Origin of the sequence: Pseudomonas sp. PS02290, assembly GCF_029960075.1 — a bacterium.
GTDB lineage: Bacteria > Pseudomonadota > Gammaproteobacteria > Pseudomonadales > Pseudomonadaceae > Aquipseudomonas.
In genome coordinates this window covers 18,460-45,443 of the sequence record NZ_JASCOY010000028.1, presented here as the reverse complement: position 1 = coordinate 45,443, position 26,984 = coordinate 18,460, and the positions used below count along the sequence as shown (strand labels likewise).

At 61.5% G+C, this 26,984-nt stretch carries 28 protein-coding genes; 18 read left to right on the top strand and 10 right to left on the bottom strand.

Translation table 11 applies throughout. From position 1 onward, the window contains the following. Position 1 precedes the first annotated feature (1 nt). Entirely contained in the window at positions 2–1,444 is a 1,443-nt protein-coding gene (gene tldD, locus QMX88_RS14605; protein WP_237251253.1) for a metalloprotease TldD, read from the top strand. Positions 1,445–1,492: 48 nt separating this feature from the next. Here tldD and yjgA read toward each other — a convergent pair whose 3' ends face one another. Further along, positions 1,493–2,014 (bottom strand): ribosome biogenesis factor YjgA, encoded by a 522-nt coding sequence (gene yjgA / locus QMX88_RS14600; protein ID WP_065990105.1) that lies wholly within the window; start codon positions 2,012–2,014, stop codon positions 1,493–1,495. Between the two features lie 93 nt (positions 2,015–2,107). Between yjgA and pmbA the strand changes: the two genes are divergently transcribed. From pmbA to QMX88_RS14575, 5 genes are all read left to right on the top strand, one after another. Then, positions 2,108–3,454: a metalloprotease PmbA gene (pmbA, locus tag QMX88_RS14595; RefSeq protein WP_282370444.1), complete on the top strand. Its 1,347-nt coding sequence runs from the start codon at positions 2,108–2,110 to the stop codon at positions 3,452–3,454. Positions 3,455–3,621: 167 nt separating this feature from the next. Then, positions 3,622–4,053 (top strand): FagA protein, encoded by a 432-nt coding sequence (locus QMX88_RS14590; RefSeq protein WP_244655824.1) that lies wholly within the window; start codon positions 3,622–3,624, stop codon positions 4,051–4,053. 11 nt (positions 4,054–4,064) lie between these two features. Continuing rightward, positions 4,065–4,526, top strand: a complete 462-nt coding sequence (locus tag QMX88_RS14585; RefSeq protein ID WP_133776242.1) for a hypothetical protein — start codon at positions 4,065–4,067, stop codon at positions 4,524–4,526. A gap of 1 nt (position 4,527) precedes the next feature. Beyond that, positions 4,528–5,139 carry a superoxide dismutase gene (locus tag QMX88_RS14580; protein WP_282370439.1) on the top strand — a complete coding sequence of 204 codons (612 nt, stop codon included), beginning with the start codon at positions 4,528–4,530 and terminating at the stop codon, positions 5,137–5,139. A 29-nt stretch (positions 5,140–5,168) separates the two neighbouring features. Beyond that, positions 5,169–6,056 (top strand): ZIP family metal transporter, encoded by an 888-nt coding sequence (locus QMX88_RS14575; protein WP_282370436.1) that lies wholly within the window; start codon positions 5,169–5,171, stop codon positions 6,054–6,056. A 25-nt stretch (positions 6,057–6,081) separates the two neighbouring features. On the opposite strand, the gene QMX88_RS14570 is transcribed toward QMX88_RS14575, so the two are convergent. Next, complete coding sequence (locus QMX88_RS14570) at positions 6,082–6,504, bottom strand: DUF1810 domain-containing protein (RefSeq protein ID WP_282370434.1); 423 nt, start codon at positions 6,502–6,504, stop codon at positions 6,082–6,084. 153 nt (positions 6,505–6,657) lie between these two features. On the opposite strand from QMX88_RS14570, the gene QMX88_RS14565 reads away from it, so the two are divergent. The 3 genes from QMX88_RS14565 to QMX88_RS14555 all read left to right on the top strand — a co-directional run bounded on the left by QMX88_RS14565 (position 6,658) and on the right by QMX88_RS14555 (position 7,864). Further along, entirely contained in the window at positions 6,658–6,999 is a 342-nt protein-coding gene (locus QMX88_RS14565) for a zinc ribbon domain-containing protein YjdM (RefSeq protein ID WP_074886446.1), read from the top strand. Positions 7,000–7,253: 254 nt separating this feature from the next. Continuing rightward, on the top strand, positions 7,254–7,679 hold the full coding sequence (locus QMX88_RS14560; RefSeq protein WP_282370430.1) for a hypothetical protein: 426 nt from the start codon (positions 7,254–7,256) through the stop codon (positions 7,677–7,679). Between the two features lie 11 nt (positions 7,680–7,690). After that, positions 7,691–7,864, top strand: a complete 174-nt coding sequence (locus tag QMX88_RS14555) for a hypothetical protein (protein WP_282370428.1) — start codon at positions 7,691–7,693, stop codon at positions 7,862–7,864. Between the two features lie 207 nt (positions 7,865–8,071). Here QMX88_RS14555 and QMX88_RS14550 read toward each other — a convergent pair whose 3' ends face one another. Genes QMX88_RS14550 through QMX88_RS14535 form a run of 4 tightly spaced genes read right to left on the bottom strand, consistent with a single transcriptional unit; the run spans position 8,072 to position 14,452 of the window. Continuing rightward, on the bottom strand, positions 8,072–9,436 hold the full coding sequence (locus QMX88_RS14550) for a heavy metal sensor histidine kinase (RefSeq protein WP_282370427.1): 1,365 nt from the start codon (positions 9,434–9,436) through the stop codon (positions 8,072–8,074). Continuing rightward, positions 9,426–10,103 (bottom strand): heavy metal response regulator transcription factor, encoded by a 678-nt coding sequence (locus QMX88_RS14545; protein ID WP_282370426.1) that lies wholly within the window; start codon positions 10,101–10,103, stop codon positions 9,426–9,428. Before QMX88_RS14545 ends, QMX88_RS14550 begins: the two co-directional genes overlap by 11 nt. A 24-nt stretch (positions 10,104–10,127) precedes the next feature. Then, entirely contained in the window at positions 10,128–13,295 is a 3,168-nt protein-coding gene (locus tag QMX88_RS14540) for a multidrug efflux RND transporter permease subunit (protein WP_282370424.1), read from the bottom strand. After that, positions 13,292–14,452, bottom strand: coding sequence for an efflux RND transporter periplasmic adaptor subunit (locus QMX88_RS14535; protein ID WP_282370422.1), 1,161 nt, complete (start codon positions 14,450–14,452; stop codon positions 13,292–13,294). The genes QMX88_RS14540 and QMX88_RS14535 overlap by 4 nt, the downstream gene beginning before the upstream one ends. A gap of 296 nt (positions 14,453–14,748) precedes the next feature. Here QMX88_RS14535 and QMX88_RS14530 point away from each other — a divergent pair, with 296 nt between their 5' ends. From QMX88_RS14530 to QMX88_RS14500, 7 genes are all read left to right on the top strand, one after another. After that, the gene (locus tag QMX88_RS14530) at positions 14,749–15,078 is read left to right on the top strand and encodes a hypothetical protein (protein ID WP_282370420.1); all 330 of its coding nucleotides are present in this window, start codon (positions 14,749–14,751) and stop codon (positions 15,076–15,078) included. Positions 15,079–15,419: 341 nt separating this feature from the next. Further along, positions 15,420–16,004 carry a fimbrial protein gene (locus QMX88_RS14525; protein WP_282370418.1) on the top strand — a complete coding sequence of 195 codons (585 nt, stop codon included), beginning with the start codon at positions 15,420–15,422 and terminating at the stop codon, positions 16,002–16,004. A gap of 73 nt (positions 16,005–16,077) precedes the next feature. Next, on the top strand, positions 16,078–16,821 hold the full coding sequence (locus QMX88_RS14520; protein ID WP_282370416.1) for a fimbrial biogenesis chaperone: 744 nt from the start codon (positions 16,078–16,080) through the stop codon (positions 16,819–16,821). A gap of 285 nt (positions 16,822–17,106) precedes the next feature. Beyond that, the gene (locus QMX88_RS14515; RefSeq protein WP_282370414.1) at positions 17,107–19,527 is read left to right on the top strand and encodes a fimbria/pilus outer membrane usher protein; all 2,421 of its coding nucleotides are present in this window, start codon (positions 17,107–17,109) and stop codon (positions 19,525–19,527) included. Beyond that, positions 19,524–20,312: a fimbrial biogenesis chaperone gene (locus tag QMX88_RS14510; RefSeq protein WP_282370412.1), complete on the top strand. Its 789-nt coding sequence runs from the start codon at positions 19,524–19,526 to the stop codon at positions 20,310–20,312. Before QMX88_RS14515 ends, QMX88_RS14510 begins: the two co-directional genes overlap by 4 nt. Position 20,313: 1 nt before the next feature. Next, positions 20,314–21,306, top strand: coding sequence for a fimbrial protein (locus QMX88_RS14505; RefSeq protein ID WP_282370410.1), 993 nt, complete (start codon positions 20,314–20,316; stop codon positions 21,304–21,306). A gap of 110 nt (positions 21,307–21,416) precedes the next feature. Then, positions 21,417–21,659: a hypothetical protein gene (locus QMX88_RS14500; RefSeq protein WP_282370408.1), complete on the top strand. Its 243-nt coding sequence runs from the start codon at positions 21,417–21,419 to the stop codon at positions 21,657–21,659. Between the two features lie 52 nt (positions 21,660–21,711). On the opposite strand, the gene QMX88_RS14495 is transcribed toward QMX88_RS14500, so the two are convergent. Genes QMX88_RS14495 through QMX88_RS14480 form a run of 4 tightly spaced genes read right to left on the bottom strand, consistent with a single transcriptional unit; the run spans position 21,712 to position 24,451 of the window. Then, positions 21,712–22,674 (bottom strand): GlxA family transcriptional regulator, encoded by a 963-nt coding sequence (locus tag QMX88_RS14495; RefSeq protein WP_282370406.1) that lies wholly within the window; start codon positions 22,672–22,674, stop codon positions 21,712–21,714. A gap of 1 nt (position 22,675) precedes the next feature. Further along, positions 22,676–23,002 carry a hypothetical protein gene (locus QMX88_RS14490; protein WP_282370404.1) on the bottom strand — a complete coding sequence of 109 codons (327 nt, stop codon included), beginning with the start codon at positions 23,000–23,002 and terminating at the stop codon, positions 22,676–22,678. Positions 23,003–23,051: 49 nt separating this feature from the next. Next, the gene (locus QMX88_RS14485; protein WP_282370399.1) at positions 23,052–23,513 is read right to left on the bottom strand and encodes a GNAT family N-acetyltransferase; all 462 of its coding nucleotides are present in this window, start codon (positions 23,511–23,513) and stop codon (positions 23,052–23,054) included. 41 nt (positions 23,514–23,554) lie between these two features. Further along, the gene (locus QMX88_RS14480; protein ID WP_192170719.1) at positions 23,555–24,451 is read right to left on the bottom strand and encodes a chemotaxis protein CheV; all 897 of its coding nucleotides are present in this window, start codon (positions 24,449–24,451) and stop codon (positions 23,555–23,557) included. Between the two features lie 288 nt (positions 24,452–24,739). On the opposite strand from QMX88_RS14480, the gene hmpA reads away from it, so the two are divergent. Both hmpA and QMX88_RS14470 read left to right on the top strand, forming a co-directional pair. Beyond that, positions 24,740–25,921, top strand: a complete 1,182-nt coding sequence (gene hmpA, locus QMX88_RS14475) for an NO-inducible flavohemoprotein (RefSeq protein ID WP_282370395.1) — start codon at positions 24,740–24,742, stop codon at positions 25,919–25,921. Between the two features lie 334 nt (positions 25,922–26,255). Next, positions 26,256–26,765: a disulfide bond formation protein B gene (locus tag QMX88_RS14470; protein WP_282370392.1), complete on the top strand. Its 510-nt coding sequence runs from the start codon at positions 26,256–26,258 to the stop codon at positions 26,763–26,765. Positions 26,766–26,984: the final 219 nt, after the last annotated feature.

The window sequence follows — 26,984 nt, the reverse complement described above, 5'->3', positions numbered from 1 at the left end:
TATGAGCCACTTGTCCTCTGTCAGCGAACACCTTCTGGCACCAGGCGGCCTGAGCATCGACAGCCTGCAATCGGTGCTCGGCGAGCTGGCCGGCCCCGGCATTGACGCGGCCGACCTGTATTTTCAGGGGCAGATTTCCGAGTCCTGGGCGCTGGAAGACGGCATCGTCAAGGAAGGCAGTTTCAACCTGGACCAGGGCGTCGGCGTACGCGCGCAATCCGGGGAGAAAACCGGCTTCGCCTACAGCAACGCCATCACCCCTGAAGCCCTTACCCAGGCGGCCCGCGCCGCACGCTCGATTTCCCGTGCTGGCCAGAACGGCCGGGTCCAGGCGTTTACCACCCAGGACGTCGCCCAGCTTTATGCGCCTGACAACCCGCTGGAAGTCATGACCCGCGCCGAGAAGGTCGAATTGCTTAAGCGTGTCGACGCCGCTACCCGTGCGCTTGACCCGCGCATTCAGCAAGTCACCGTGAGCATGGCCGGTGTCTGGGAACGCATTCTTGTCGCCTCCACTGACGGCGGTCTTGCCGCCGACGTCCGTCCGCTGGTGCGTTTCAACGTCAGTGTGATCGTCGAGCAGAACGGCCGGCGTGAGCGCGGCGGCCATGGCGGCGGCGGTCGCACCGATTACCGTTATTTCCTCAGCGACGACCGCGCCATGGGCTATGCCCGTGAAGCGCTGCGTCAGGCGCTGGTCAATCTCGAAGCCATTCCGGCGCCGGCGGGCACCTTGCCGGTGGTGTTGGGTTCCGGCTGGTCCGGCGTGTTGCTGCACGAAGCGGTCGGCCACGGCCTTGAGGGCGACTTCAACCGCAAGGGCAGCTCGGCCTACAGCGGTCGCATGGGCGAGATGGTCGCGTCCAAGCTCTGCACCATCGTCGATGATGGCACGTTGGCCGATCGCCGCGGTTCTCTCACCGTCGATGACGAAGGCACCCCGACCGAGTGCACCACGCTGATCGAAAACGGCGTGCTCAAGGGCTACATGCAAGACAAGCTCAACGCACGGCTGATGGGCGTCGCGCGCACGGGCAATGGTCGTCGCGAGTCCTACGCGCACCTGCCGATGCCACGCATGACCAACACCTACATGCTCGGCGGCCAGAGCGATCCGGCGGAAATCATCGCCTCGGTCAAGCGCGGGATCTACTGTGCCAACCTCGGTGGCGGGCAGGTCGATATCACCAGCGGCAAGTTCGTGTTCTCCACCAGCGAGGCCTATCTAATCGAAGACGGCAAAATCACCGCACCGGTCAAAGGCGCGACGCTGATTGGCAACGGCCCGGAATGCATGAGCCGCGTGTCGATGGTCGGCAACGATCTGTCCCTGGACAGTGGCGTGGGCACCTGCGGCAAGGACGGTCAATCGGTTCCAGTCGGCGTCGGTCAGCCCACGCTGAAGATCGATGCGATCACCGTTGGCGGCACAGGCGGGGCTTGATAATCGAGGGGCTTGCGCCGGTTGAGTGATTCAAACGGCGCAGCAGTTCTAGCGCAGTCCGCGTTTGCTTTCGTCTAGCTCGCGGATGTATTTGAAGATTTTGCGGGTCGCGGTAGGGGCCTTGTTCTGCGCGGCTTCATGCTGAGCCTGACGGATCAGCGAGCGCAGTTGCTGACGGTCGGCGTCCGGGTATTCACTGACGAACTGCTCAAGCACGTCGTCGGTACCGGTCACCAGGCGATCACGCCAGCGTTCCAGATTGTGGAAGCGCTCGTTGTACTGGCGCGTAGAAGCGTCGAGCTGATCGAGCAGCACCAGGATTTCATCCAGATCCTGATCGCGCATCAGCTTGCCGATGAATTGAATGTGGCGTTTGCGCGCAATGTGCGCGGTGTGCTTGGGAGCATCGGCCAATGCCCGACGCAGAGGGTCGGTCAGAGGCAGCTTGGCCAGCACATCGGGCTTGAATGTCGTCAAGCGTTCGCCCAGCTCCACCAGAGCGTGAAGCTCTCGTTTGACCTGGGTTTTGCTTTTCTCTCCGTCGAAGGAGTCGTCGTAAGAATCAACCATGGGGGCCGTCCGCAAATAAACGCCGCCATGATAACCAGTCAGGGCCCGGTTGTCCGGCCCGGCTGCTGAAATCAGAATTTGATGGAGAACGTCATGAGTGCATCAGAAAGCGTCGGCCCGCAGGCTTTGCCGGCATTGCAGCAGCAGGTCGAGCAGATCGTCGCTGAAGCCAAGCGTCAGGGCGCGACTGCGTGTGAAGTCGCCGTGTCGCTGGAGCAGGGCCTGTCCACTACGGTTCGCCAGCGCGAAGTCGAGACAGTCGAATTCAACCGCGATCAGGGTTTCGGCATCACCTTGTACGTGGGCCACCGCAAGGGTTCGGCCAGCACCTCCGCGAGCGGCCCCGACGCCATTCGTGAAACCGTTGCCGCCGCGCTGGCCATCGCCAAACACACGTCGGAAGACGAAGCCTCGGGTCTCGCCGACGCTGCGCTGATGGCGAAAGACCAGCCGGATTTCGACCTCTATCACCCGTGGGACATTACCCCCGAACAGGCCATCGAACGTGCGCTGATCTGTGAAGCCGCGGCCTTCGACGCCGACAGCCGGATCAAGAACGCCGACGGCACCACGCTGAACGTGCATCAGGGCTGCCGCGTCTACGGCAACAGTCACGGTTTCATCGGCGGCTACGCGTCGACCCGCCACAGCCTGAGCTGCGTGATGATCGCCGAAGGCGAAGGGCAGATGCAGCGCGACTACTGGTATGACGTGAATCGCCGTGGCGAGCTGTTGATGGACGCCAGACTCATCGGCCAGAAAGCCGCCGAGCGCGCCGCGAGCCGACTGGGCGCACGGCCGGTGCCGACTTGTGAAGTGCCGGTGCTGTTCTCGGCAGAATTGGCGGGCGGTTTGTTCGGCAGTTTTATGGGCGCGATTTCCGGCGGCAACCTGTACCGCAAGTCGTCCTTCCTTGAAGGCGCGATCGGTCAACGTCTGTTCCCCGAGTGGATGACCATCGACGAGCGTCCGCATCTGGTCGGCGCCATGGGCAGCTCCGCGTTCGACGGCGATGGCCTGGCGACTTACGCCAAGCCGTTCGTCGAAAACGGTGATCTGGTCTCCTACATTCTCAGCACCTATTCGGGCCGCAAACTCGGCCTGCCGAGCACCGCGAACGCAGGTGGCGTGCATAACCTGTTCGTCAGCCACAGCACTGAGGACCAGGCGGCGCTGATCCGCCGAATGGGACGCGGGCTGTTGGTCACCGAGCTAATGGGCAGCGGCCTGAACATGGTCACCGGCGATTATTCTCGCGGCGCGGCAGGTTTTTGGGTCGAGAACGGCGAGATCCAGTTCCCGGTTCAGGAAGTAACCATCGCCGGCAACATGCGCGACATGTTCAAGCAGATCGTCGCCGTGGGCAGTGATCTGGAGTTGCGCAGCAACATCCGCACCGGCTCTGTGCTGATCGAGAAAATGATGGTCGCGGGCAGCTGAGTTCGTCCTGTTCGGCCGCTTCACCCAAAAGGCCTGCCCCGATTTCGGTGCGGGCCTTTTTCATGGGCAATTTCAAGCTCCGTGCTTGAACTCAATCCATCGGCGGGGTTGTTTTGATTCTTAAACTCATTTAATAATGAATCTCATTCGTTAAGTGGGCCTCGGTCATGGGCACTGTTCTGCACGAGTCGCCGTACCTGGAAAACTGGCGCGCGTTGAGTCTGCGGATTCGCTGCGCGCTGGATCCGGACGAGCCGCGGCTCATCGAACACTACCTTGCGGAAGGCCGCTACCTGGCGCGCTTTACCGCCACGCCCAAATCCCTCATTTGTGAAAGCACCTTTCGCCTGCTGATCGACACCGCCAGCGATACCGCGCTGCCCTGGCATTGGCGTTGTCTGTGCCTGGACCAGGCATGGCGTCCGCTGCGAGACATGCAGGCGCTTGCTTTCTCCGCTGCTCAGTTGGAACGCGTTCAGGCCTTCGCCCAGCGCCTGGCGACCTGCGCACTGCTGCCGTCGATTCCGCTGACGGAACCCGCGCCATCGAATCCGCAAAACGCCCTGCCGACGGCTTCTGATCGCCGGCGCCACTCGTGAGGACCTGCGCCATGGAGCAATGGAAACGTACCATCCTGAGCGGTAACAGTTGCTTCAACCGAGGCGACCTGATCGATGCGCGCGAGCTGTACCTGCAAGCCCTCGCGCTGGCGCAAGTGCTGTTCGACCGTTGGAGCGTCGCCGATGAGGCCGTGGCGGCGTTCGTGATTTCGCACCACAACCTGGCGGATCTGCACCTGAGCCTGGGTCAGCCGGAGGAGAGCGCCGAATACCTCTGCGCCGTCCATCAGCGCCTGTTGAATGTGATTCAGGACCCGCAAATGACGCCTGCTCTGCGACAGGCGGCGCTGCGGCACAGCAATAAAACCTACAGCGAACTCTTGGGTTTCGTCGGCCAATACGGCGAGTACCCACGCACCCGTCGCCTGCTCAACAGCAACGGCGAACATTCCCGCTCGGCGCTTCAGCACCACGTTGCCCGCGCCGGCACCCTCTCGTTTGGAGTCCACTGACATGCCGTTTACCTTGCCTGCCTTGCCCTACGCCTACGATGCGCTCGAGCCGCACATCGACGCGCAAACCATGGAAATCCACTACAGCAAGCATCACCAGACCTACATCAACAACCTCAACGCGGCGGTCGACGGCACTGAATACGCGGAGTGGCCGATCGAGAAGCTGGTCGCCAGCGTCGCCGAGCTTCCGGAAAAACTGCGCCCGGCGGTGATCAATCAAGGCGGCGGTCATGCCAACCATTCGCTGTTTTGGGAAGTGATGAGCCCCCAGGGGGGCGGCCTGCCAAGCGGTGCGCTGGCGACGGCGATCGACGAGCAAGTAGGCGGATTCGACGCGTTCAAGGACGCCTTCACCAAGGCAGCGCTGACCCGCTTCGGCAGCGGCTGGGCCTGGCTGAGCGTTACCCCGGACAAAAAACTCGTGGTGGAAAGCAGTGGCAATCAGGACAGCCCGCTCATGAATGGCAACACGCCGATCCTCGGGCTGGACGTCTGGGAGCATGCCTATTACCTGCGCTACCAGAACCGTCGTCCGGAATACATCGCCGCGTTCTACAACGTCGTCAACTGGGATGAGGTTGCCAAGCGCTACGCAGCGGCGCTCGGCTGAAATTTCCCAGACCTCGGATAAGGCGATTTATGCGTTCGGACATACTGGCTCTCGGCAGCGTGCGGTTATTGCGGCTGGCATTGGGCTCGATTCTGGTCCTCGTTGGCACCGGCCTGCTGGTGGCCCAGGGACTTTCATGGGTTGCACTTGAGCCCAGAATGTTGCGAGCGCTGGAAGGTGGCGCCATCTGCGCATTGGGCACCGCGCTGGGTGCCGTGCCGGTGCTGGTGATCCGCGGCATGCCGGTGGCGGTGTCCGACGGCCTGCTGGGATTCGGCGCCGGCATCATGCTGGCGGCGACGGCGTTTTCATTGATCGTGCCGGGCCTTGGCGCGGCCCACGATTTGGGCTTTACCCCGTGGGGCGCCGGTGCGTTGATCAGCTTCGGGATATTGCTCGGCGCGGCGGGCCTGTTTCTGGTCGACACGCTGGTCTCCAGAGGGCCGCAGTTGTCGGAGGTGACCGGGAAACCGGCGATTCCCTCGAACATCTGGCTGTTTGTGATTGCCATCATTGCCCACAACATTCCCGAAGGCATGGCGGTGGGCGTGTCGGCGGGTGGTGGTCTGGCCCACGCCGACAGCCTGGCGATGGGTATCGCCATTCAGGATGTGCCGGAAGGGCTGGTCATTGCGCTGGTGCTGGCGTCTGCCGGCATGTCGCGGCTCAAGGCGTTTCTGATCGGCGCGGCGTCCGGGTTGGTCGAGCCGGTGTTCGCCGTGCTCTGCGCCTGGCTGGTGGAAGTGGCCGCGTTGCTGTTGCCGGTGGGCCTGGCGCTGGCAGCCGGGGCGATGCTGCTGGTGGTGACCCACGAAATCATCCCCGAATCCCGCCGCAACGGTCACGACAAAATTGCCAGCTTCGGATTGCTGGTCGGGTTCTGCCTGATGATGGTGATGGACACGGCGCTGGCCTGAGGGTGAGTGCAGGTGAAAGCCTGCCTCAGCCCAGCTTCGACAGCGTCACGGCATCCGGCTTGCCGTCGAAAAACGCCTCAAGCACTTCCTGAAAAACCCGCGTTTCAGGCGCGACCGCTGCAAACAGGGTCATGCTTGATCGCAACTTCATGTCGTCCGGCGAGCCCATGATTTGCGTGGCGCTGCGAGCTTTCCACTCAAGCAACGCCTCGCAACAGCGTGCCAACCGTTCGCCCAATACCGGATGCTGCAAGTAGGCAATCGCCTCCTCACGCCCACTGATGCCGTACCGCCGGGCCATGTCGCTGTGGCCCAGACCCGCCAGTTGCGGGAAGACGAACCACATCCAGTGCGACTGTTTACGCCCGGATTTAAGCTCCGCCACTGCGCGTTCGTGGGTCGACGCTTGCGCCTCGACAAATCGCTGCAGGTCAAATGGATCGTTCATGGCTGACGCCTCGGCCTGACCACGGCCTCTCGCCGTGCTTGGGATTCAGACTACCGCAGCGGGCGATGTTTCCGGCGTTTTCAGGCGCCCGCTCCTCAGGTGGATAAAAACCCTTATAATCCTGCGCCTATTCCTTCTGATGCGAGATCCGCCGTGAGCTTACCGCCGTGCCCAAAATGCAGTTCCGAGTACACCTACGAAGATGGCAGCCAGTTCGTGTGCCCGGAATGCGCCCACGAATGGTCGGCTGACGGCGCCAGCGCCGAGGCGGGCGACGACACCAAAGTCATCAAGGACGCCGTGGGCAACACCCTGCAGGACGGCGACACCGTCACGGTCATCAAGGACCTGAAGGTCAAAGGCTCGTCGCTGGTGGTCAAGGTCGGCACCAAGGTCAAAAACATTCGTCTGGTGGACGGCGATCACGACATCGACTGCAAAATCGACGGCATCGGCGCGATGAAGCTGAAGTCGGAGTTTGTGAAGAAGGGTTGATCGCCACGAGGATCGTTCCTCACGCTCCGCGTGGGAATGCCGCTGATGACGCTCCGCGACTCCGCAGCACGAACGGGGACGCGGAGCATCCAAAACGGGTTACCACGCTGAGCGTGGGAACCATCATATGTAGGCCTGATCCTCCTGCCATCTCGGACGCTTCCTACCGCCAGAGTGGCATTGCTGCCCATCAAACCCGCTGTAAGTCCCATAGCCTTTGCCACCTTGGATTGGCTAATACAGGGATTGCTTCGGTGTCAGATTTCTACCAATACTTCAAAGAAAACATGGAAAGCATGGGACTGCCTGCGCCCCAATCGCTCTTCGGCTCTGTGACGAGCGCGGTGGCGACAGCGACGACGCTTCTGAGCCAAATCGAGAAATTCGGTAAGAAGGTGACAATCAGTGAGCTTATGCGAGCGGGTACCAAATTAGAGCAACTGGCAATCGTCGGAGCATGCTCGGCGGCGTTCTATCTGGGGGCGGTGATTGGCAGCATTGCTGTCGCTACTGGAAGGGTGCTGGGTAACGGTGCGACTTTGTCGGATGTGCTTCTCACCGCCCAAATGCATAACCTTAGGACTGACTGGCTGGTCCATTGCCTGCACATGTATCCAGGCATATACCAAGCCGCCACACCGGGCAAAGCCATTTATCGATTCTTGGGGCGGGTAGTGTGAGGGACTCAGTCTTGCTGCTGGCGGTTGCTGTGATTGTCGCCATCGCCGCGTGGGTGTTTTGGCACTTTGTTGGTTTGCATGGTTTTGAACTGCTGGGCACGCTGATGATTGTGGCGCTTGCGGTGGAGAACATGCGTTTGAGGCGAGAGTTGAATAAACGCAGGGCTGAGTTGGTAGATGAGTAATCCAAGCGCCTTCGCCGCCGCGCGCTTGTGATCGTTCCTCACGCTCCGCGTGGGAATGCCGCTCATGACGCTCCGCGTCATCGAAACGCGGATGGGGACGCGGAGCGTCCTGGGCGGGCTACCACGCGGAGCGTGGGAACCATCAGCATCATGAGCAACGATCATGAGCAACCAGTGCGTTTCAGCGGGGCAATCCAGACGACAAGCTCAACTCGGCAAATTGATCCCGAACGTATTCACCCCATGCTCGCTGCGCACGAACACGGTGCCGCCGTGCATCAGGGCGATGGCTTTGACGATCGCCAGACCAAGCCCGTGGTTGGCGCCGCTGTTGCTGCGCGAGGCATCGACGCGGTAGAAGCGCTCGAACAGTTTCGGCAGATGCTCCCCGGCGATCGGCGCGCCGGGGTTGGTCACGCCGATGCTGACGTGATCGCCCTCATCGCGGATATCCACATGAATCAACTGCCCTGGCGAGGTGTGCTGCACCGCATTGTGCAGCAGGTTGATCAGCGCCCGGCGCAAGTGCGCGGTTTCGATGGGCGCGTTAGCATCGCCTCGCACCTCAACCTGCACCTGGGCGTCTTCCAGAATGAAATCCAGGTAATCCAGGGTCTTCGCCACTTCCTGAGCGAGTGAGGCCTGGGTCAGTTGCGTGGCCTTGCTGCCCTGATCGGCGCTGGCCAGAAACAGCATGTCATTGATGATCGAGCGCAGCCGTTCGAGCTCTTCAAGATTGGATTGCAGCACCTCGAAGTAATGCTCGGCCGATCGCCCTCGGGTCAGCGCCACCTGGGTCTGGCCGATGAGATTGGTCAGCGGCGAGCGCAGTTCATGGGCGACGTCGGCGTTGAACGACTCCAGCCGCGAGTAGGCCTGCTCAACCCGGTCCAGCGTGGAGTTAAACGAGGTCACGAACTGATCCAGCTCCGGCGGCAGATGCGACAACTTCAGGCGCCCGCTCAATCGAGGCGGCGTCAGTTTGCGCGCCTCCAGCGACAGTTCCGTCAGTGGTTTCAGGCCAATGCGCGCCACCCAGTAACCCAGTGCTGAGGCGAGGAGAATGCCGACGGCCGCCAGACTGATCAGCGCGATGAGCAGGGAGTGTTGGGTCTGCCAGAAGGTTTCGGTGTCGACCGCTGTCAGAAAACGCAGCGGCGGGCGTTGATCTTTCGCCGGGAACTGACTGACCAGCACTTTGAACGGGTAATCATGCCCGCTCAGGTTCAGATCGCGCATGCCCAGCGGGCCCTTGGCGAAAGCGCGGATCTCGGCGTTGGGGTTACCGAATTCATAGGTCGGGTTGTCGCTGACCACCCAGAAGCGCAGGCGTTTGTCTTCCTCACTGAGCAGCCTGAGCTTGGCGTTGATCTTCGCCCAGTGTTCAGGCGTTCCGTAACGCTGGACCGCTGATTCGAGCACGCTGTAACGGGCATCGACTTCGGCTTCCGGCAGCAGACCCAAGCCCTTGTCCACTTGCAGGTAAAGCGCCCAGCCGATCAACAGAAACACCATCAGCGCCACGAGGGCGAACATGCCGCTCAGGCGCAGGGCGATGGAGTTAGTCGACAAGACGGCTCTCCAGCACGTAACCCATGCCGCGAATGGTGTGCAGCAGTTTTTGCTCGAACGGCCCGTCGAGCTTGGCGCGCAGACGCTTGATCGCGACTTCGACGACGTTGGCATCGCTGTCGAAATTCACGTCCCAGACCATCTCGGCAATCGATGTCTTCGACAGGATTTCCCCCTGACGCCGCGCCAGTACGCTGAGCAGCGAAAACTCCTTGGCAGTGAGGTCCAGACGCACGCCGGCCCGCGTGGCCTTGCGGCTGATCAGGTCGATCCACAAATCGGCGACGCTGATCTGCACCGGCTCGTGACCGCCGCTGCGCCGGGTCAGGGCTTGCAAACGCGCGACCAGCTCCAGAAACGAAAAGGGCTTGCCGAGGTAATCGTCAGCGCCTTCGCGCAGGCCGCGTATGCGATCGTCGACGTTCTCGCGGGCTGTGAGCATGATCACCGGCGTCTGTTTGCGCGCGCGCAGGGCACGCAGCACGCCATAACCGTCCAGACCCGGCAGCATGACGTCGAGAATGATCACCGCGTAGTCGCTTTCCAGCGCCATGTGCAGGCCTTCGATGCCTTCGCGCGCGACGTCGGTGGTGTAACCCTGCTCGGTCAGGCCCCGGTGCAGGTAATCGGCGGTTTTCTCTTCGTCTTCGATAATCAGGACACGCATCGGTCCACGCTCACTTGTTGATGCTTACTTATAGGTGCTTGTTTCAACGGCTTGCTTTTCCGCACCCAATTGAACTGCGGCTGGCCTGGACGCTGTCGAGCCTGGCGCTGTCGGGTCCGGCGTCGGACGCTGGCGATGGAAAAGTCGCTCAAGCTGCAGGTAGATCACCGGCGTGGTGAACAGCGTCAGCGCCTGGCTCACCAGCAATCCCCCGACAACGGCAATGCCCAACGGCTGACGCAGTTCAGCGCCGACACCATAACCGAGCATCAAGGGCAGCGCGCCGAGCAATGCGGCCAGCGTGGTCATGATGATGGGCCGGAAGCGCGTCAGACACGCTTCATAAATGGCGTCACGCGGGGACATTCCGCGATTGCGTTGAGCGTCCAGCGCGAAGTCCACCAGCAGGATGCCGTTCTTCTTGACGATGCCGATCAGCAGCACGATCCCGATCAGGCCCATGATCGAAAAGTCCTGACCCATCAGCCACAGCAGCAACAGCGCACCGATACCGGCGGAGGGCAGGGTGGAAATGATAGTCAGCGGATGGACGAAGCTTTCATAAAGCACGCCAAGGATGATGTACACCGCCACCAGCGCGGCGAGGATCAGCCAGGGCTGGTTGGCCAGCGAACTCTGGAACGCCTGGGCCGCGCCCTGGAAGTTGCCGATGATCGAGGCCGGCATGCCGATCTCGTTCTTCGCCTGATCGAGCAGCACCACGGCATCCCCCAGCGCCACGCCCGCCGACAGGTTGAACGACAGGTTGGCGGCCGGGAACATGCCGTCATGGCTGATCGACAACGGGCCCATCTTCGGCGCACCGACCTTGGCCAGTGCCGACAGCGGCACCATTTCATTGGTCAGCGGCGAACGCAGGTAGAAGTAGTTCAGGCTTTCGGCCTTGCCGCGCTGTTGCGGCTCCAGCTCCAGAATGACTTTGTACTGGTTGATGTCGGTCTGGTATTCGTTGATTTGCCGCTGACCAAAGGCGTCGTACAGCGCCTGATCGACGTCCGCCGTGGTTAGGCCGAAGCGCGCGGCGGCGCTGCGGTCGATGTCCAGATGGGTGACGCTGCCGCCCAGTTGCAAGTCGTTGGAGAGGTCACGGAAAGCCGGCAGGGTTTTCAGCTTATCGGTCAGCTTCTGCGTCCAGACATTCAGCAGCGCGCCGTCGTTACTCTTGAGCACGTACTGATACTGCGCGCGGCTCGGCCCTGAACTCAGGTTGATGTCCTGCCCGGCCCGCAGGTACAGGACGATGCCGGGGATCTGCGCCAGTTTCGGCCGGATCCGGTCAATGAACTGGCTGGCTGTCACATCGCGGTCTTCGCGGTCTTTGAGAGCAATCCACACCCGGCCGTTGGCAATCGTCTGGTTACTGCCGCTGACGCCCACCGAATGGGAAAACGCCTTAACCGCCGGATCGGCGGCGATGATTTTCGCCAGCTGTTTGTGTTTCTCGATCATGTCCGGGAATGAAATATCCGCCGCCGCTTCGCTCGTGCCCAGCACCATGCCGGTGTCCTGCACCGGGAAGAACCCCTTGGGGATCAGCACATAGCCGGCCACCGCCAGCACCAGGGTCAGGCCAAAAATCCCCATCATCATTCGCTGGTGGGCGAGGGCGAAGCGCACGCCGCGGGCATACCGCGCGAGCAGTCGCTCACCGAAGCCGGGCTTGGCGTGGGGATCGTGTTTCGGTGCGCGCATGAACAGCGCCGCCAGGGTCGGCGCCAGGGTCAGCGACACCACCACCGAAATCAGAATGGTCGACGTCGCGGTCAGCGCGAACTCCTTGAAAAGCCTGCCGACCACGCCGCCCATGAACAGCAGCGGAATGAACGCGGCAATCAGCGAGAAGCTGATCGACACCACGGTGAAGCCGATTTCACTGGAACCCTTGATTGCCGCATCGCGCATGCTGTCGCCGGCTTCCAGGTGCCGATGGATGTTTTCGACCACGACAATCGCATCGTCGACGACAAACCCAACGGCCACCACGATCGCCACCAATGTCAGGTTGTTCAGGCTGAAGCCGAGCACGTACATCAGCGCGAAACTGGCGACGAGGGACACGCCGAGCACGGCGGTCACGATCAGCGTCGCCGAGAGCTGGCGCAGGAACAGCGCCATGACCGCGATGACCAGGGCGATGGCGATCAGCAGCGTCATTTCCACTTCATGCAGCGACGCACGGATGGTTTTGGTGCGGTCGCTGAGGACCGAGACGTCCACCGACGCCGGGAGCATTTCCTGCAACTTGGGCAACTGGCCTAGCACGCGATCGACCGTCTCGACGATGTTCGCGCCGGGCTGGCGGAACACCACAATGTTCACACCCTGCTGATCCCCGGACCAGGCGCGCACGTAGGCGTTTTCCGAGCCGTTGACGACCCGCGCCACGTCGCGCAAATGAACCGGCGCGCCGTCTTTGTAGGAAACGATCAGTTGCTCGTAGTCCTTCGCCTGAAACAGCTGATCGTTAGAGGCGAGGGTGGAAATGCTGTCTTTGCCGTACAGCGCGCCCTTGGCCAGGTTTAGGCTGGTCTGCTGCAGGGATTCCCGCAGATCGGCGAGGGTCAGCCCGATCGACGCGAGTTTTTCGGGCGCCGCCTGGACACGAATCGCCGGACGTTGCTGACCGGTGATGTTGACCTGTCCGACGCCGTCGATCTGGCTCAACTGACGCGCCAGCAGGGATTCGGTGACGTCGCTGAGCTCGGTGCCGGGCATCAGGTTCGAGCTGACGCTGAGGATCAGCACCGGGCTGTCCGCCGGGTTGACCTTGCGCCAGGTCGGCAGCGTTGGCAAATCCGCGGGCAAGCGCCCGGCTGCCGTGTTGATGGCTGCCTGCACTTCCTGCGCGGCGGTGTCGATGCTTTTGTTGAGGGTGAACTGCAGCGTCAGGTTGGTGGAGCCCAGCGCGCTGCTCGACGTCATCTGGGTCATGCCGGGAATGGCGCTGAACTGCACTTCAAGGGGCGTCGCCACTGACGACGCCATGGTTTCCGGGCTGGCGCCGGGCAACTGGGCAGCAACCTGAATCGTCGGAAATTCAGCTTCCGGCAGCGGCGCCACCGGCAGGCGAGGGAAGGCGATGCAGCCCAGCAGCACCAGCGCGAAGGTCAGCAAAACGGTGGCGATCGGGTGGTTGACGCACCAGGCGGAGATAGAACCGCGGCTGTTCATTTTGCCGCCCCGGTGGAGTCGGCCAGGGTGTCTACAGGATCACCCTTGACCACCTCGATCCGCGCGCCGTTTTTCAAACGTGACTGACCATCGCTGACCAGCACGTCATTGGCCTCCACCCCGCTGATGAGCATCAGGTCGCTGTCCTGATACAGCACGTTGACCGGCACCACTTCAGCCGTGTCGCCTTTGATCCGATACACGTAATGCTGGTCGATGCCGCGCTGCACCACTTGCGGCGAGACCTTCAGGGCACCGCGGTCGATGGCGGTCTGAATGCGAACGGTCACCAGTTGCCCGGGCCACAGCTTCTCTGTGGCGTTGTCGAATATCGCTTTGGCGCGAATGGTGCCCGTGCTGGCCGCCACCTGATTGTCGATCAGCAGCAACTTGCCCTGACCCAGGAGCGTGCCGGTTGCGCCTTCGCCGAGGTAAGCGTTGACCGGCGCGGGCGTGCTGGAGGCGATCAGATCATGCAGCGTTGGCAGCATCTGCTGCGGCAGGGAAAACTCGACCGCCACCGGGTCGATCTGCGTCACCGAGAAGAGCCCGGTCGCATCGCTGACGCGCAGGAAGTTGCCTTCGTCAACGTTGCGGATGCCGACCCGGCCTGTCACAGGCGAACGTATTTGCGTGTAGGAAAGCTGCACCTGCGAGGCATTGATCGACGCCTGATTGCCCAGCGCCGTGGCCTTGAGTTGATCGACCAGCGCTTGCTGCTGATCGTACTGCTGTTTCGAGATGCTGTTGTCGACGGTCAGCAGCTTGTAGCGCTTGAGGTCGACATTGGCCACGTTCAGCTGCGCCTGGCTCTGGGTCAACAGCGCTTTGGCCTGATCGAGGGCAGCGCGGATCGAACGATCATCGATGGTTGCCAGCAGATCACCCGCCTTCACCAGCTGCCCTTCCTTTACCAGCACTTTGGTCAGAATGCCGTCCACCTGAGGGCGAATCACCACGCTTTGCAGCGACAGCACCGAGCCGATCCCGGTGACATAACGCGGCACGTCTTCCTGAGTCACGTTGATCACGCGCACCGGTACGGCAACGGGGGCGCTGACTTTTTTCGCTGCGGGGCGAGTCAATGCCCAGACGCCTGTCACTACGAGCACGACCAACAGGGTCGCGAGCATCACGATTTTGTTCTTCTTCTGCATACAGGGACAGGCCAACCAGTGAATGAGGGGCGTAACCGAGAGCGTCCTTTATAACCCTTTGACCCGGTCAGCAAAATGACTGCTGCCTGTCAATATTGTCAGGTGAATAAGGGCAGACGATGAACGTGGGTAAAGAAACAAGGCCGCAGGGCGATACCCAAATAGAAGCCACGAGTTTCGATGAACGAGTTCTACTGTGACGGGGAAAATTCTTACATAAACTTCGTGAGTTCTGAATGCTTGTTCACAGGGCTCTGACTTACGTCGGTAAGCGGCTCTACTCCGGAGTGTGTGTCATGAAAAGCCTCATGGCTGTTTCGTTGTTGTTCTCGGTCGCAGTTCTCGGCGCTGACGCCATAACGGGGTCCACCGCGTGGGCCGCCCAAGGTGGCCTGATGTTTCATGGCAGCGTGGTGAATGCCGCGTGCGACGCCCAGGTCTTGAGCGCTCCGTCGGCGGCATTGCTTCCGACAACCTTGCAGGCCGACCCTGACGTCACCGTGGGCCTGAGTCGCCACAACGACGCCTGCGGCAAAGGCGTTGTGCCCGTTCAGGCACGTTACACCGAACTGGTTTCCGACCCGCAGAGCCCCCGCGCGGGAATTGTCACGCTGACCTACCAGTAGGCACTGCTCCCCCTCGATTCCCGATCCCCGCTGACGACCCCGGTTCCATTGAGCCGGGGTTTTTCGTGGGCGAGACTTTTACATGGGCGCGTTTTTCAGGTCGGCGTTTAGGTGCCAGGTGCGAAGGTTGGTGAAGGTTCTTCGCGAGGGTTACTCCGCAAACCCCCGGTCGGCGAGGGCTCTGAAACAATAGCGTCATCTCCTACCGAAAGTTCCGACGCGCGCCACTGTCCTTTCAATCCACAGGATGTAGAACGCCTGACAGCCGATCCTGGAAGCGCTGCTTATAGTTCCTCTCGTCCTTTTGGGCACACACGAATCGACACAAGGAACGTCGTTATATGAAAAAGCTTTCTCTTACCCTGGCTATCGTGGCCGCAATGGGGCTTGGCATTTCCGGGACCGCGAATGCTGCGAACAACGGCAAACTTGTTTTCACCGGCACCCTGACCAACATCACGTGTGACATCGGCGCCGGGACTGGCGCCACCCCTGGCAACAACCCCGGCGAGATCAATGTCGACCTGGGCAACGTATCGTTTTCCGACATCGGTCTCTTCGCCGACAACAAACTTGAAACTGCATCGCCCATCCAGCTGCTGGTCAATTGCACAGGCGGCGCCGCTCAATACAACACCGTGAACATGCGCTTCGTCGCCCGTCAGGGCAGCGGTCTGGATAACCTCGACCAGAAACTGCTGCGGGCTACCGGCGCGGCGGACGGCGTGGGCATCGGCCTGCTCAATGCGTCCAACCAGTTGATGGACCTGAGCGGCAACGAAACCATCGACACGCCGCTGGTCAAGGACGGCGCCGATGGCGCGACCGCCGAGATTAACTTCGGCGCCGTTTATGTCCTCAACGGCGCGACAACCAACCCGGGTAATGCCGACGGCTTCCTGCCGTTCGTGATGGATTACGAGTGATGTAGCAGGCGAGCGGGCAATGGCTCGCTCGCCTTCCTGGCTTATCCACCTCACAGCCCAAGACGGTCTCACCATGTTTCCTGAATTCCTTCGCGGCTCCGCCCTCTGGCTGGGTTTGCTTCTGGCTGCCCCGGCGCAGGCGGGCATCGTGCTCAACACCACGCGTGTCATCTACCAGGCCACGGACAAGGAGGTCAGTTTCGTTGTGAACAACAGCGGCACGGCTGACATCCTCGCCCAGTCATGGCTTGAAGCGCAGAGCGACACCGAAAATCTGCCCTTCGTCGTCACCCCGCCGCTTTCGCGAATGGCAGGCAGCGCCCGACAAATGATTCGGGTGATCTACGCCGGCGAAGGTTTGCCCAACGACCGCGAGTCGGTGTTCTGGCTCAACGTCCAGGAGATCCCGCAATCGGCGAAGGACAACCAGCTGCAGATCGCGATTCGCCAGCGCATCAAGCTCTTCTACCGGCCCGCCGGGCTGAATGGCGATCCCCTCGATGCGGCAAAAAGCCTGGAGTGGCGCGTACATGACGGCCAGCTGGAAGTCAGTAATCCGACGCCCTATCACGTGTCGATGATCCAGGTCGACGCCCGGCAGCAGGGCAAGACGCTGTTCAAGGCGGACAGCAGGATGCTGGCGCCAAAGCAGACCGTCCAATTGCCGCTCACCAAACTGGCCAGCGGTCACGCAGTGGAGCTGCGGTTCATCAGCATCAACGATTTCGGCGCGCAGGAGCCGTACAGCGCGAAGGTCTCCGGTGGCCAGACGACTCAAGCCATCAAGGTCGCCAACGTCATCACCCGGGCCGAGTAGCCACTCCGTCGGGAAGGCCTTCGCCCAGGTTTTCTTCGGTCGCCGTCATGCGGCTCCAGCGTCTTCCGCCTGCCAAACGTGGTTTGCCAGCGCCCTCGGAATCGAGAACACGAGTGAAACCCGCCAATGGAACCCCGAGATCACCAAAAGGGATATGCACGGATGGCAGCATGCTCTTCACACCTCGACCGCAGGCATCCGGCGCATGAGCCGTTTCGGATCAGCCCGGTGGCGAGGATTATCCTTGCATCGGCAGGGCTGGCACTGGCCTCGCCTGCGACTGCAATGACTGATCAAAACAGCGCCGCGACCCATGTGAAATTCAATACCTCGTTCATTCAGGGCACCGATCAGCCCGCCGATCTCGCGACGTTTTTGCAAGGCAACAGCGTGGTCCCCGGAAGCTATCGGGTGGATATCTACGTCAACCGTGTGCTGAGCGGGCGGCGTGACATCAACTTCGTCTCCAATGCCGCGAAAGGCACCGTTGAAGCTTGTCTCACCCTGGACATGCTCCGCCAATTCGGCATGAACACCGACGCCGTGCAGGCCGGTGAGGCTTCGCCAACAGCCTGTTTCGATCTCCCGGCGCGGGTCGAATTTGCCCGCGTCGATTATCAGCCGGCGAGCCTGCGCCTGAACATCAGCATCCCTCAGGCGATGATGTCGCGCAGCGCTCGCGGTTACGTGCCGCCGGAGTTATGGGACGAGGGCGAGACGGTCGGTTTCGTGAATTACAACTTCAGCGGCGCGCGTCGCTCCCGCAGCGGCCAGGATCAGGATCAGGATCAGTATTACCTGAGTGTTCGCAACGGCGTGAACCTCGGTGCCTGGCGACTGCGCAACGAGTCTTCGCTGACCTACGGCAATGACCAGCCCTACCGCTTTCGCAGCAACCGGACGTTCATCCAGCGTGACATCACCTCGCTGAAAAGCCAGCTCACCCTGGGCGAGACTTTTACCGATTCGCAGGTGTTCGACAGCGTTCGGTTCCTCGGCGCGATGGTGATATCCGATGAGGGCATGCTGCCTGACAGCGAGCGGATTTTCGCGCCGGTCATTCGTGGTATTGCCGACACCAACGCATTGGTGGAAGTGCGCCAGAACGGTTTCATGCTGTACAGCGGCAACGTCTCGCCGGGCCCGTTCGAAATCACCGACATCTACCCCAGCGGGTCGAACGGCGACCTGGAAGTGACGGTGGTCGAAGCCGATGGCAGCAAGCGCGTCTTCGTCCAGGCCTACGCGTCACTGCCGATCATGGTGCCGAAAGGCGCGTTGCGCTACAGCCTCGCCGCCGGCCAATACGACAGCAACACGGAAGACGCTTTTTCACCCTCGTTCGCCAGCGGCACACTGGTGTATGGCCTGACCGAACGGTTGACGGCAGCGGGCGGCGTGCAAATCGCCGAGGATTACCAGGCCGGGAACATCGGCGCGGGGGTCAACACCGGGCTCGGCGCGGTGTCGCTGGACCTGACCCAGTCCCTCAGCCGCCAGCGCGAGCAACGCTACAGTGGGCAAAGCCTGCGCCTGCGCTACGCCAATACGCTGGACCTGACCAACACCACCCTCGCCGTGGCTGGTTATCGCTATTCAACGGATCAATACCTGACGTTCGACGATCACGTGGATGCGTTGCAAGAACGTGATGGATCAGCCAGCGGGCGCGCCAAAGATCGCATCGAAATCAGCCTGACTCAGGCGCTGCCGGAGCAGTCTGCGTCGCTGAGCTTTACCGGGTCGGAGCAGCGCTACTGGGACCGTGGCAGTAAGACCCGCCAGCTGTATCTGTCGTGGAACTCGGCGTGGCGCAGCCTTAGCTACAACGTGTCGGTCGAGCGTAACCAGACCTTCGCGCGCAGCGGAGAAAGCCAGTTTGACAACCGCATTGCGCTGACATTGAGCCTGCCGCTGGGAAGCGATTCCGGCTCGTCGCGGCTGTTTGCCAATGCCGTGCGTGACAGCTCCGGCGCGTCCAGCCTGCAGTCCGGCTTGAACGGTCAACTGTTCGACGACCGCAACAGCTTCTACTCGCTGCAGGCCGGCCACGACAGTGCGTCGGGCTCATCGGGCTTCGGCAAACTCAGCACCACCACGGCCTACGGGCGTTTCGATGCGGGCTACGGGCAGGGTAGGGATTATCAGGCGCTGAGCATGGGCGCGTCGGGTTCGGTGGTCGCCCACGCGGGCGGGGTGAATTTCGGTCAGCCCCTGGGCGAGACCTTCGCGCTGGTGCAGGTAAAAGGGGTCAGCGGCGCGCGGCTGAACAATTTCAGCAACGTCGAAACGGCCGATAACGGTTACGCCATCCTGCCTTACGCCCAGCCTTATCGAACCAACTGGGTCAACCTCGACACCCGCCAGTTGGGCGCCGATGTCGAGCTGGAGAATGCCGTGGATCAAGTCGTGCCCCGACGCGGCGCGGCGCCCTTGGTCAGCTTTCGTACGGCAATCGGTCGGCGTGTGCAATTCGAACTGGTGCGAGCCGATGGCAGCCGCTTGCCCATGGGCGCAGCGGTGGAAGACGAGCAGGGCAAGCCGCTGGCGACTGTTGACCCCAGCGGGCGAGCGCTGGTGCTGAGCGAGCGGGACAGCGGCGAGCTCATCGTCAAATGGACCGATCAACAATGCCGTGCATCCTTCGCGCTGCCGCCGAAAGAAGCCCATCGCAGCTACGATCGCCTGAAGGTGCAGTGCCAATGAAGCGCGCCTGTCTGTCAGGGCTTTTTCTGGCCGTCATCAGCGGCATGGCCCAAGGCGCCGTCTCACTGTCAGGCACCCGGTTGATCTTCGACGGCCGTTACAACGAGGCGACGATCGAGGTCAGCAACCGCGGTGATTCCGAGGCCCTGATTCAAGCCTGGCTCGATGCACCGCGCGCAGATGATCCACCGGGCCGTGATCAACCCGGCAATGCGCGCGCAGCCGATCTGCCGTTTGCGTTGACCCCGCCTCTGGCGCGCCTGCCAGCCAAGGGCAAGCAGACCTTGCGCCTGCTCTATGAAGGCATCGGCCTGCCCCAGGACCGGGAGTCGATGCTGCACCTGTACGTGCTGGAAATTCCTCGGCGCAGCCCGGCGGTTCAGCAGTTGAGCATTGCCATCCGCCAACGCATCAACGTCTTCTATCGGCCAGCAGCGCTGGCCGGCGACCCGGCCGATGCGGCGCAAACGCTGATCTGGCAACGCGCTCCATCAACCGATGCCACGCTTTCCGTGCGCAACCCGACGCCGTATCACGTTTCGCTGCGGGACCTGCGCATCAATGGCATCGAGGTCGCAGACCACCGGTTGCTGCCACCTTTTTCGGACGCCTCACTGACGCTGCCCGTCCTCGGTGTGAAGGGCTCAGTGGCTGAAACCCTGAGCTTCAAGGCCATGACCGATTACGGCGGACAGCGCGATTACTGCGCGCCGTTTCAGGGTGGGCAGCCCTTCGCAGTGCCGCTGCGTACGTCGGATTCACACTCACTCATAGGGAAATGCTGACATGAAAAGATCCATCATCCGAGGGTGGCTGACGCTGCCGATCACGTTGCTGATGACGCTATTGATGCCCGGTCTCGCCATGGCGCTGACCTGCAAGACCCAGGGCGCAGGCGAGTCGGTGGTTCGTGCGGACCTGAGCAGCACCGTCGCCATTCCTGCGAACCTGCCTGATGGCAGCGCGGTCTGGCGCTCGGAGCGGCTGAACCTTGCGGTCGAGTGCGCCAGGGACGAACCGGGTGGCCCTGAAGAAGTGTTCTTGTATCTGAACCCGGACAACCTGCAGATCGGACAGGGGATTCGCGCCGGACTCACGTTGAGTGGCATTGATTTCGTGCAGACCAGCGGGCGGGTTCCCACGCAACAGCAAGCGCCGGCCTGCACGGAGGCAGGTTCGGCCTGTCCGAGCGTCACGTTCAACCTGCCGTTTTCGGTGTTCATCCAGAAATACGGCCCGACCCCGCCTTCTGGCGTCGCGAGTGGTTTGCACGACTATCGCATGTTCCAGCTCGATGGCGGCAGCGGGCAAAATCCCGGGCCTGACGCCACGCTCAGCTACGTCATCAATAACCTTGAGGGCCTGCGGTTCGTCGCCTGTGACGCTGAATTGCGGGTCATGCCCGAGACCGTGGATTTCGGTGACGTGGCCATCCGCAACGTGCGAGTAGGGGAGCCGGCCACTTTTCAGCGCTTCGCTCTTGCCACCAGCCGCACCTGCGAATCGCCGTTCAGCCTCAATGCGCGCATCACACCGGTGTCCGGGATACTCAAGGGTGATGTACTGGTGCCGGTCGACAATGACAGCATCGGCATTCGGATTACCCGTGCCCGCGATGACTCGACCGTGCCGTTCCACGAGCCCTTTCACCTGACCGATCTGCTGGAGGGTGATTACTCCGAGACGGCTGACTTCAACGCCCAGTTGCTGTGGCAAACCAGTACGCCGACTGCGGGCCCGTTTTCAGCGGAAGTCATGGTGGATCTGTTCTACAAATAGGCGCGCGCAGTCGGTCTGTTCGCAGCAGCGATCCGGCGGCGATTCAGGTATGCTGCGCGGCCCTCGGGCGCCGCCCGTATTCCTCGACTGTCTGCCATTCCGGAGCTTTCATGACCACCCCCGAACACACGCCCGCTCCTGATGCTCGTGAATCGCACGCTTCGGTCGACGCCGACGCTGCCCCGGCGGATACAAAACCTGCGATTCCGGCGTTCAGCTTCCCGTTCAAGCCGGGCGAGCTGTTGCAGGCGAAGAAGGATCAGCAGCACTACAAAGGCTCGGGTAAATCGAACCACGACAAGCGTCCGGGCGTTGCGCCATCAGGCACCCGTCGGTCGATGGGCAAGCGCTGATTACACCGTCGCAGGCGAGTACGCTGCCGGGGGAATCACCCGCCCGCCATGCTCACACTTCTTTGCGAAAGCTGTCCCGATACTGAGTCGGCGTCACCCCCAGACGCTGACTGAAGATCAGCCGCATGCGCGCAGCGCTGCCAAATCCGCAGTGATACGCCACCCCCTTGATCGCCATTTCGCTGCCTTCCAGCAAATGGCGAGCTGCGTCAATGCGCGCACGCTGCACGAACTCCGCCGGTGTGACCTTGGCGTCGCGGGCAAATACCCGGGCGAACGTGCGGGGACTCATCGCCACCACGTCGGCCAGTCGCTCCACTGAAAAGGGCTCGCCGATGTGCTCCATCACATAGCGCTGTACCTTGGCCACGGGCGAGTCGTCATCTGCCGACGCCGTGAGGTACGGGCTGAATTGCGACTGCCCGCCCTGACGCTGGGCCACCACCAGCAGACGTTTGGCCACCGCCAGGGATATCGCCGGGCCGTGGTCCTCCGCCACCAATGCCAGCGCCATGTCGATGCCCGCCGTGACCCCGGCTGATGTCATCAGCGCACCGTCGCGAACATAGATGCGATCGGGCTCGACCCTCGCGTGGGGGAACTGATCGGCGAGTTGCTCAGCGTGGCTCCAATGGGTAGCGGCCTGCTTGCCATCCAGCAAACCGGCGTGGCCGAGGATGAATGCGCCGGTGCAGATCGAGCCGTAGCGTTGCGCCTGGGGCACGGCTTCCAGCAGCCAGTGGGTGATGGCGGGCATTTCCGCGCCGTCTGGCAATGACGGACCGCCGGGAATCAGAAGGACGTCGAACTGCTTCGGCGCGTCCGCCAGGGAATACTGCGCACCCAGTGGCATGCCGTTGGACGCAATGATCGGGTAGGGCGCCGCGCCGAGGGTGATGATCTCGTAGCCATCACCGTCGGACAGGAAACGGTTGGCTTCGGCGAAGACGTCGAGCGGGCCGGCCACGTCCAGGGCCTGCACGTTGGGAAACAGCACAATCGCGACGCGCTTCATCCTACTTCTTAGGCAGCGTGGTGACGTTATCCCACTCGGTAATCAGCGCTTTCTTGTTCTTGCGGTCGTAGAGGCACAGCTCGGTGCCGGTCTTGTTCTTCATGAACGCCTGTTTGTACTGACCTTTGATCAACAGTGCGTTGAAGCCGACGCTGTCATCGAAGGCCGCATCGGCGCCGGCCGGCTTGGCGTTTTTCAGGGAACTGGCGCTGACACAACTGTCGACCAGGGTTTTGTTGAAGGCGGTCCAGGCGTCCGGGCTGGAGGCATTGGTCTGGCCGGCAGCGGCGGCGGTGAGAACGAGCAACAGCGCGGTGTGCATCTTCACAGGTACGCATCTCCATGGCGTGAGCGGGTGAACGAGCCTCGGCGCAGATTCAGCGCGGGTCGAGTTCGTGGCGCTGAATATATTGCATACCGGCGCGCTCATACAGCCGGCGTGCGGCCAGATTGCTTTCCATCACCTTGAGGTCTACATGACCTTCACCGCGCTGGCGGAAAGCTTTGAACACCTGATTGAGCAGCGCGAGACCCAGCCCTTGACGGTGCGCGCGGGGGTTGACCACCAGATTGCGGATGAACGCGCTGGTCCAGCATTGCGCAACGGCCACCACACCTTCAGCGTCCTCAAGAACGAAACACAGCGCCGGATCAAACTCGGGATCAGTCTCGAAGGCATCGAGCCAAGTGGCATAGTCTGCAACACGACCGCCGCCGTGCTCGCGACCCAGCACCAGCAACTGGTGAACGGCCGGGGCGTTCTGCCCGTTGAATTCAACCTGACGCACGGCGGCGGGCCAGCCCGGATCATGGAGTGCCGGGCCGAGGTCGCGGCGCATCAACCAGTAATGCGCGGTGGAGGCATCGCCTGCGGCCGGTCTCAGATTCCCTGAGCTTCGACCGTGCGGGCGGCTTCGATCAAGCATCGTGTCAGCTCGGGCGAGGAGAACTTGGTCAGAACAGCGTTGGCGCCGGCAGCATCGGCTTTTTCGGCATTCATCGCGCTGTCCAGCGAAGTGTGCAGCAGCACGTATAGTTCCTGAAAGTCCGGCGTCTCCCGAAGCGTGCGGGTGAGCGCGTAGCCGTCCATCTCCGACATCTCGATGTCGGACACCACCACGTTGATCTGCTGTGCGGTGCCTTGCAAATCGAGTAACTGATCAATGGCTTCCCGCGCACTGCGGGCGGTGTGGCATTCGATGCCCAGATTGCGCAGGGTAATCACCGATTGTTGCAGCGCCACCTGACTGTCATCGACCACCAGGATGCGCGCCTTCGCCAGCACTTTGGCGTCATCGGCGCTGAGCTCGGCGCGTTCGGCGACGATCCGTGCGGGCGCGATGCCGTGAATGACCTTCTCGATGTCCAGCACCTGAACCAGCGTCCCGTCCACCTGCGTCACGCCGGTGATGAACGACTTGTTGCCGGAGCCAAAGGGCGGCGGACGAATGTCGGTGGTGAGGCAATGAACGATCTTGCTGACGGCCTGCACGTGCAGCCCCTGCTTCGACCGGCTGACATCGGTGACAATCAGGCAGCCGCCATCGGGGTCCACCAACGGGCGCTCGCCAATGGCACGACTCAGGTCAATCACCGACAGCGGGTTGCCACGCAAGGTCGCGACCCCTTTAACGTGTGGGTGGGATTCCGGCAAACGCGTAAGGGGAGGGCAGGGGATGATTTCACTGACCTTGAGCAGGTTGATCGCCATCAGCTTTCCGCTGCGTAACGTGAACAGCAGAAGCGAGAGTGAATCTGCGCGGACGTTCTTGGACATATAAACCTTCTGTGATGCGTTGCCTGGCCGCGTGGGTTCGGCCAACAGCTTTCGATGACGGTTTATCGACCTGATGAAGTCAGGCTTTAGCCCTTTCGATTTTACCCGGCCGGCGGGCCTGCCAGCATTGCAGTCAATTTGACCGTAGTCAGGTCATTTTGACCCGCGATTCGACGAGGTCATATTGACTGTGCGTTGGCCAGGCCCTTGATTTCAGGCTTTGGGGTCGCTGGCACGATTCCTGAACAACCGAGGTAACGCTTACTCATCAGCTCTCGGGAGTTACTTATGTTGTCCGCATCGGATCGTGCCATCGTCAAGTCAACAGTGCCACTGCTGGAAAGCGGCGGAGAGGCGCTGATTACCCATTTCTACCAAATGCTCCTCGATCGATACCCGCAAGTGCGTCCACTGTTCAACAAGGCGCATCAGGCCAGTGGTGAACAGCCTCGCGCCCTGGCGAACGGGGTGTTGATGTACGCCCGCCACATCGATCAGCTTGATCAACTGGGCGATCTGGTCGCCAAGATCATCAACAAACACGTGGCGCTGCAGATCCTTCCCGAGCACTACCCGCTCGTTGGCGATTGCCTGCTTGAGTCGATTCGCGAAGTGTTGGGGAAGGAAGTCGCCACTGATGAGGTCATCACTGCGTGGGGCAACGCCTACTTGCAACTGGCCGACATTTTGATCGGCGCGGAAAAAGCCATCTACGACGAGAAAGCCCAGGCAGCAGGCGGCTGGCGTGGTGAGCGTGAATTCAAAGTGGTCGCCAAAACGCCGGAGAGCGCGGAAATCACCTCGTTCCACTTTGCGCCGGCAGATGACCAGCCGATCCTGCAATTCACCGCCGGCCAGTACATCGGCATGCAACTGCACGTGAACGGCGAAGAGATCCGCCGCAATTACTCGTTATCGGCCCTGGCCGGGAACAATCAGTACCGCATCAGCGTGAAACGCGAGCCTGATGGAGTCGCCTCCAATTATCTGCATGATCAGCTGCAGGTCGGCGACAGCATCAATCTGTACCCGCCCTCCGGAGAATTCACCCTGACCGACAGCGACAAACCGCTGGTGCTCATCAGCGGTGGCGTCGGCATCACGCCAACCCTGACCATGCTGGAGGCGGCGTTGCCGACTCAGCGGCCGATTTACTTCATCCACTGCGCGCGCAACGGCTCGGTCCATGCGTTTCGCGACTGGATCGAAAGCCTGGCGAGCAAGCATCCTCAGCTCAAACGTTTCTATTGCTACGCCGAAGATGACGGCGTCAGCCCGGCGGCCCATGCGACGGGTCTGCTCGATCAGGCGCGCCTGGAGCAATGGCTGCCGGAGAATCGCGACGTCGATGCGTACTTCCTGGGGCCTAAAGGCTTCATGGCGGCGATCAAGCGTCAACTGAAAGCGGCCGGCGTGCCCGATGCACAGGCGCGGTATGAACTCTTCGGTCCTGCGTCAGCATTGGAATAATCGCTGCGACAATTAGACGCATCCTACATATATAGAAGGATTCCCGGCTGCGACCCATTGCTGCGACAAAAAGCCGCACTCCTCTATATATAGGCAGGAAACAGGAGAGCTCACACTAGCGTTTGAATTGGAATGTTAACGCTCGGCTAATGCAGCCGTGTTCACCATTGCGCGGGTTACGGCGGTGGACCGGAAGGCGGCCACGTTCGGTCGCGAATGGCACTGCGTGAACGGGGTGTCGTGACGGTGATAGAATCGCCGCCCTTGCGGGGCGTCCGGGCCGCAACGCTCCACATCCGTCGATCCGGATGACTCCAATTCAAAGGGCATGTGAATGACTGAAGAGATGTTGTACCTGCGGCGTGAAAAGCAGTTTCTGTTGTTGCTGGGCATCATTTGCCTGGCGCTGATCGGCGGCGCCTTGTACATGCAGGTGGTGCTGGGCGAAGCGCCTTGCCCGCTGTGCATCCTGCAGCGGTATGCGCTGTTGTTCATCGCGGTGTTCGCGTTCATCGGCGCGGCAATGCCGGGCCGTCTGAGCCTGACCATCTGCGAAGCGCTGGTGGTGTTGAGCGCCGTGGGCGGGCTGGTTACCGCCGGGCGTCACGTGTACATCCAGACCCACCCGACCGAGAGCTGCGGCATCGATGTGCTGCAGCCGATTGTCGACGGTCTGCCCCTGGCGTCTCTATTTCCGCTAGGCTTTCAGGTAGGCGGTTTCTGCGAGACGCCATATCCGCCAGTTCTCGGTTTGTCTTTGGCGCAATGGGCGTTAGTGGCGTTTGTACTGACTGTTGTGCTGGTTCCGGCGGGAATTATTCGTAACCGGATGAAAGCACGCTGATTACAAAGTGTTGCGTAACAAAGCCCCGGAAATCCTTCAACAGAACCGGGGCTTTGCTCAGTTTCAGGGTGCGGCATAACACCGCATTTTTACCGAACGTGAAATTAACTGTTGCGCAGAAACTTATAGTCAATAAAACTTTACGTATCTACAATCGCCCCCAATTCACGCCCCCCCTCATTTGCGGGACGGTGTAAATCGAGGTTATGGAGCGTCTTT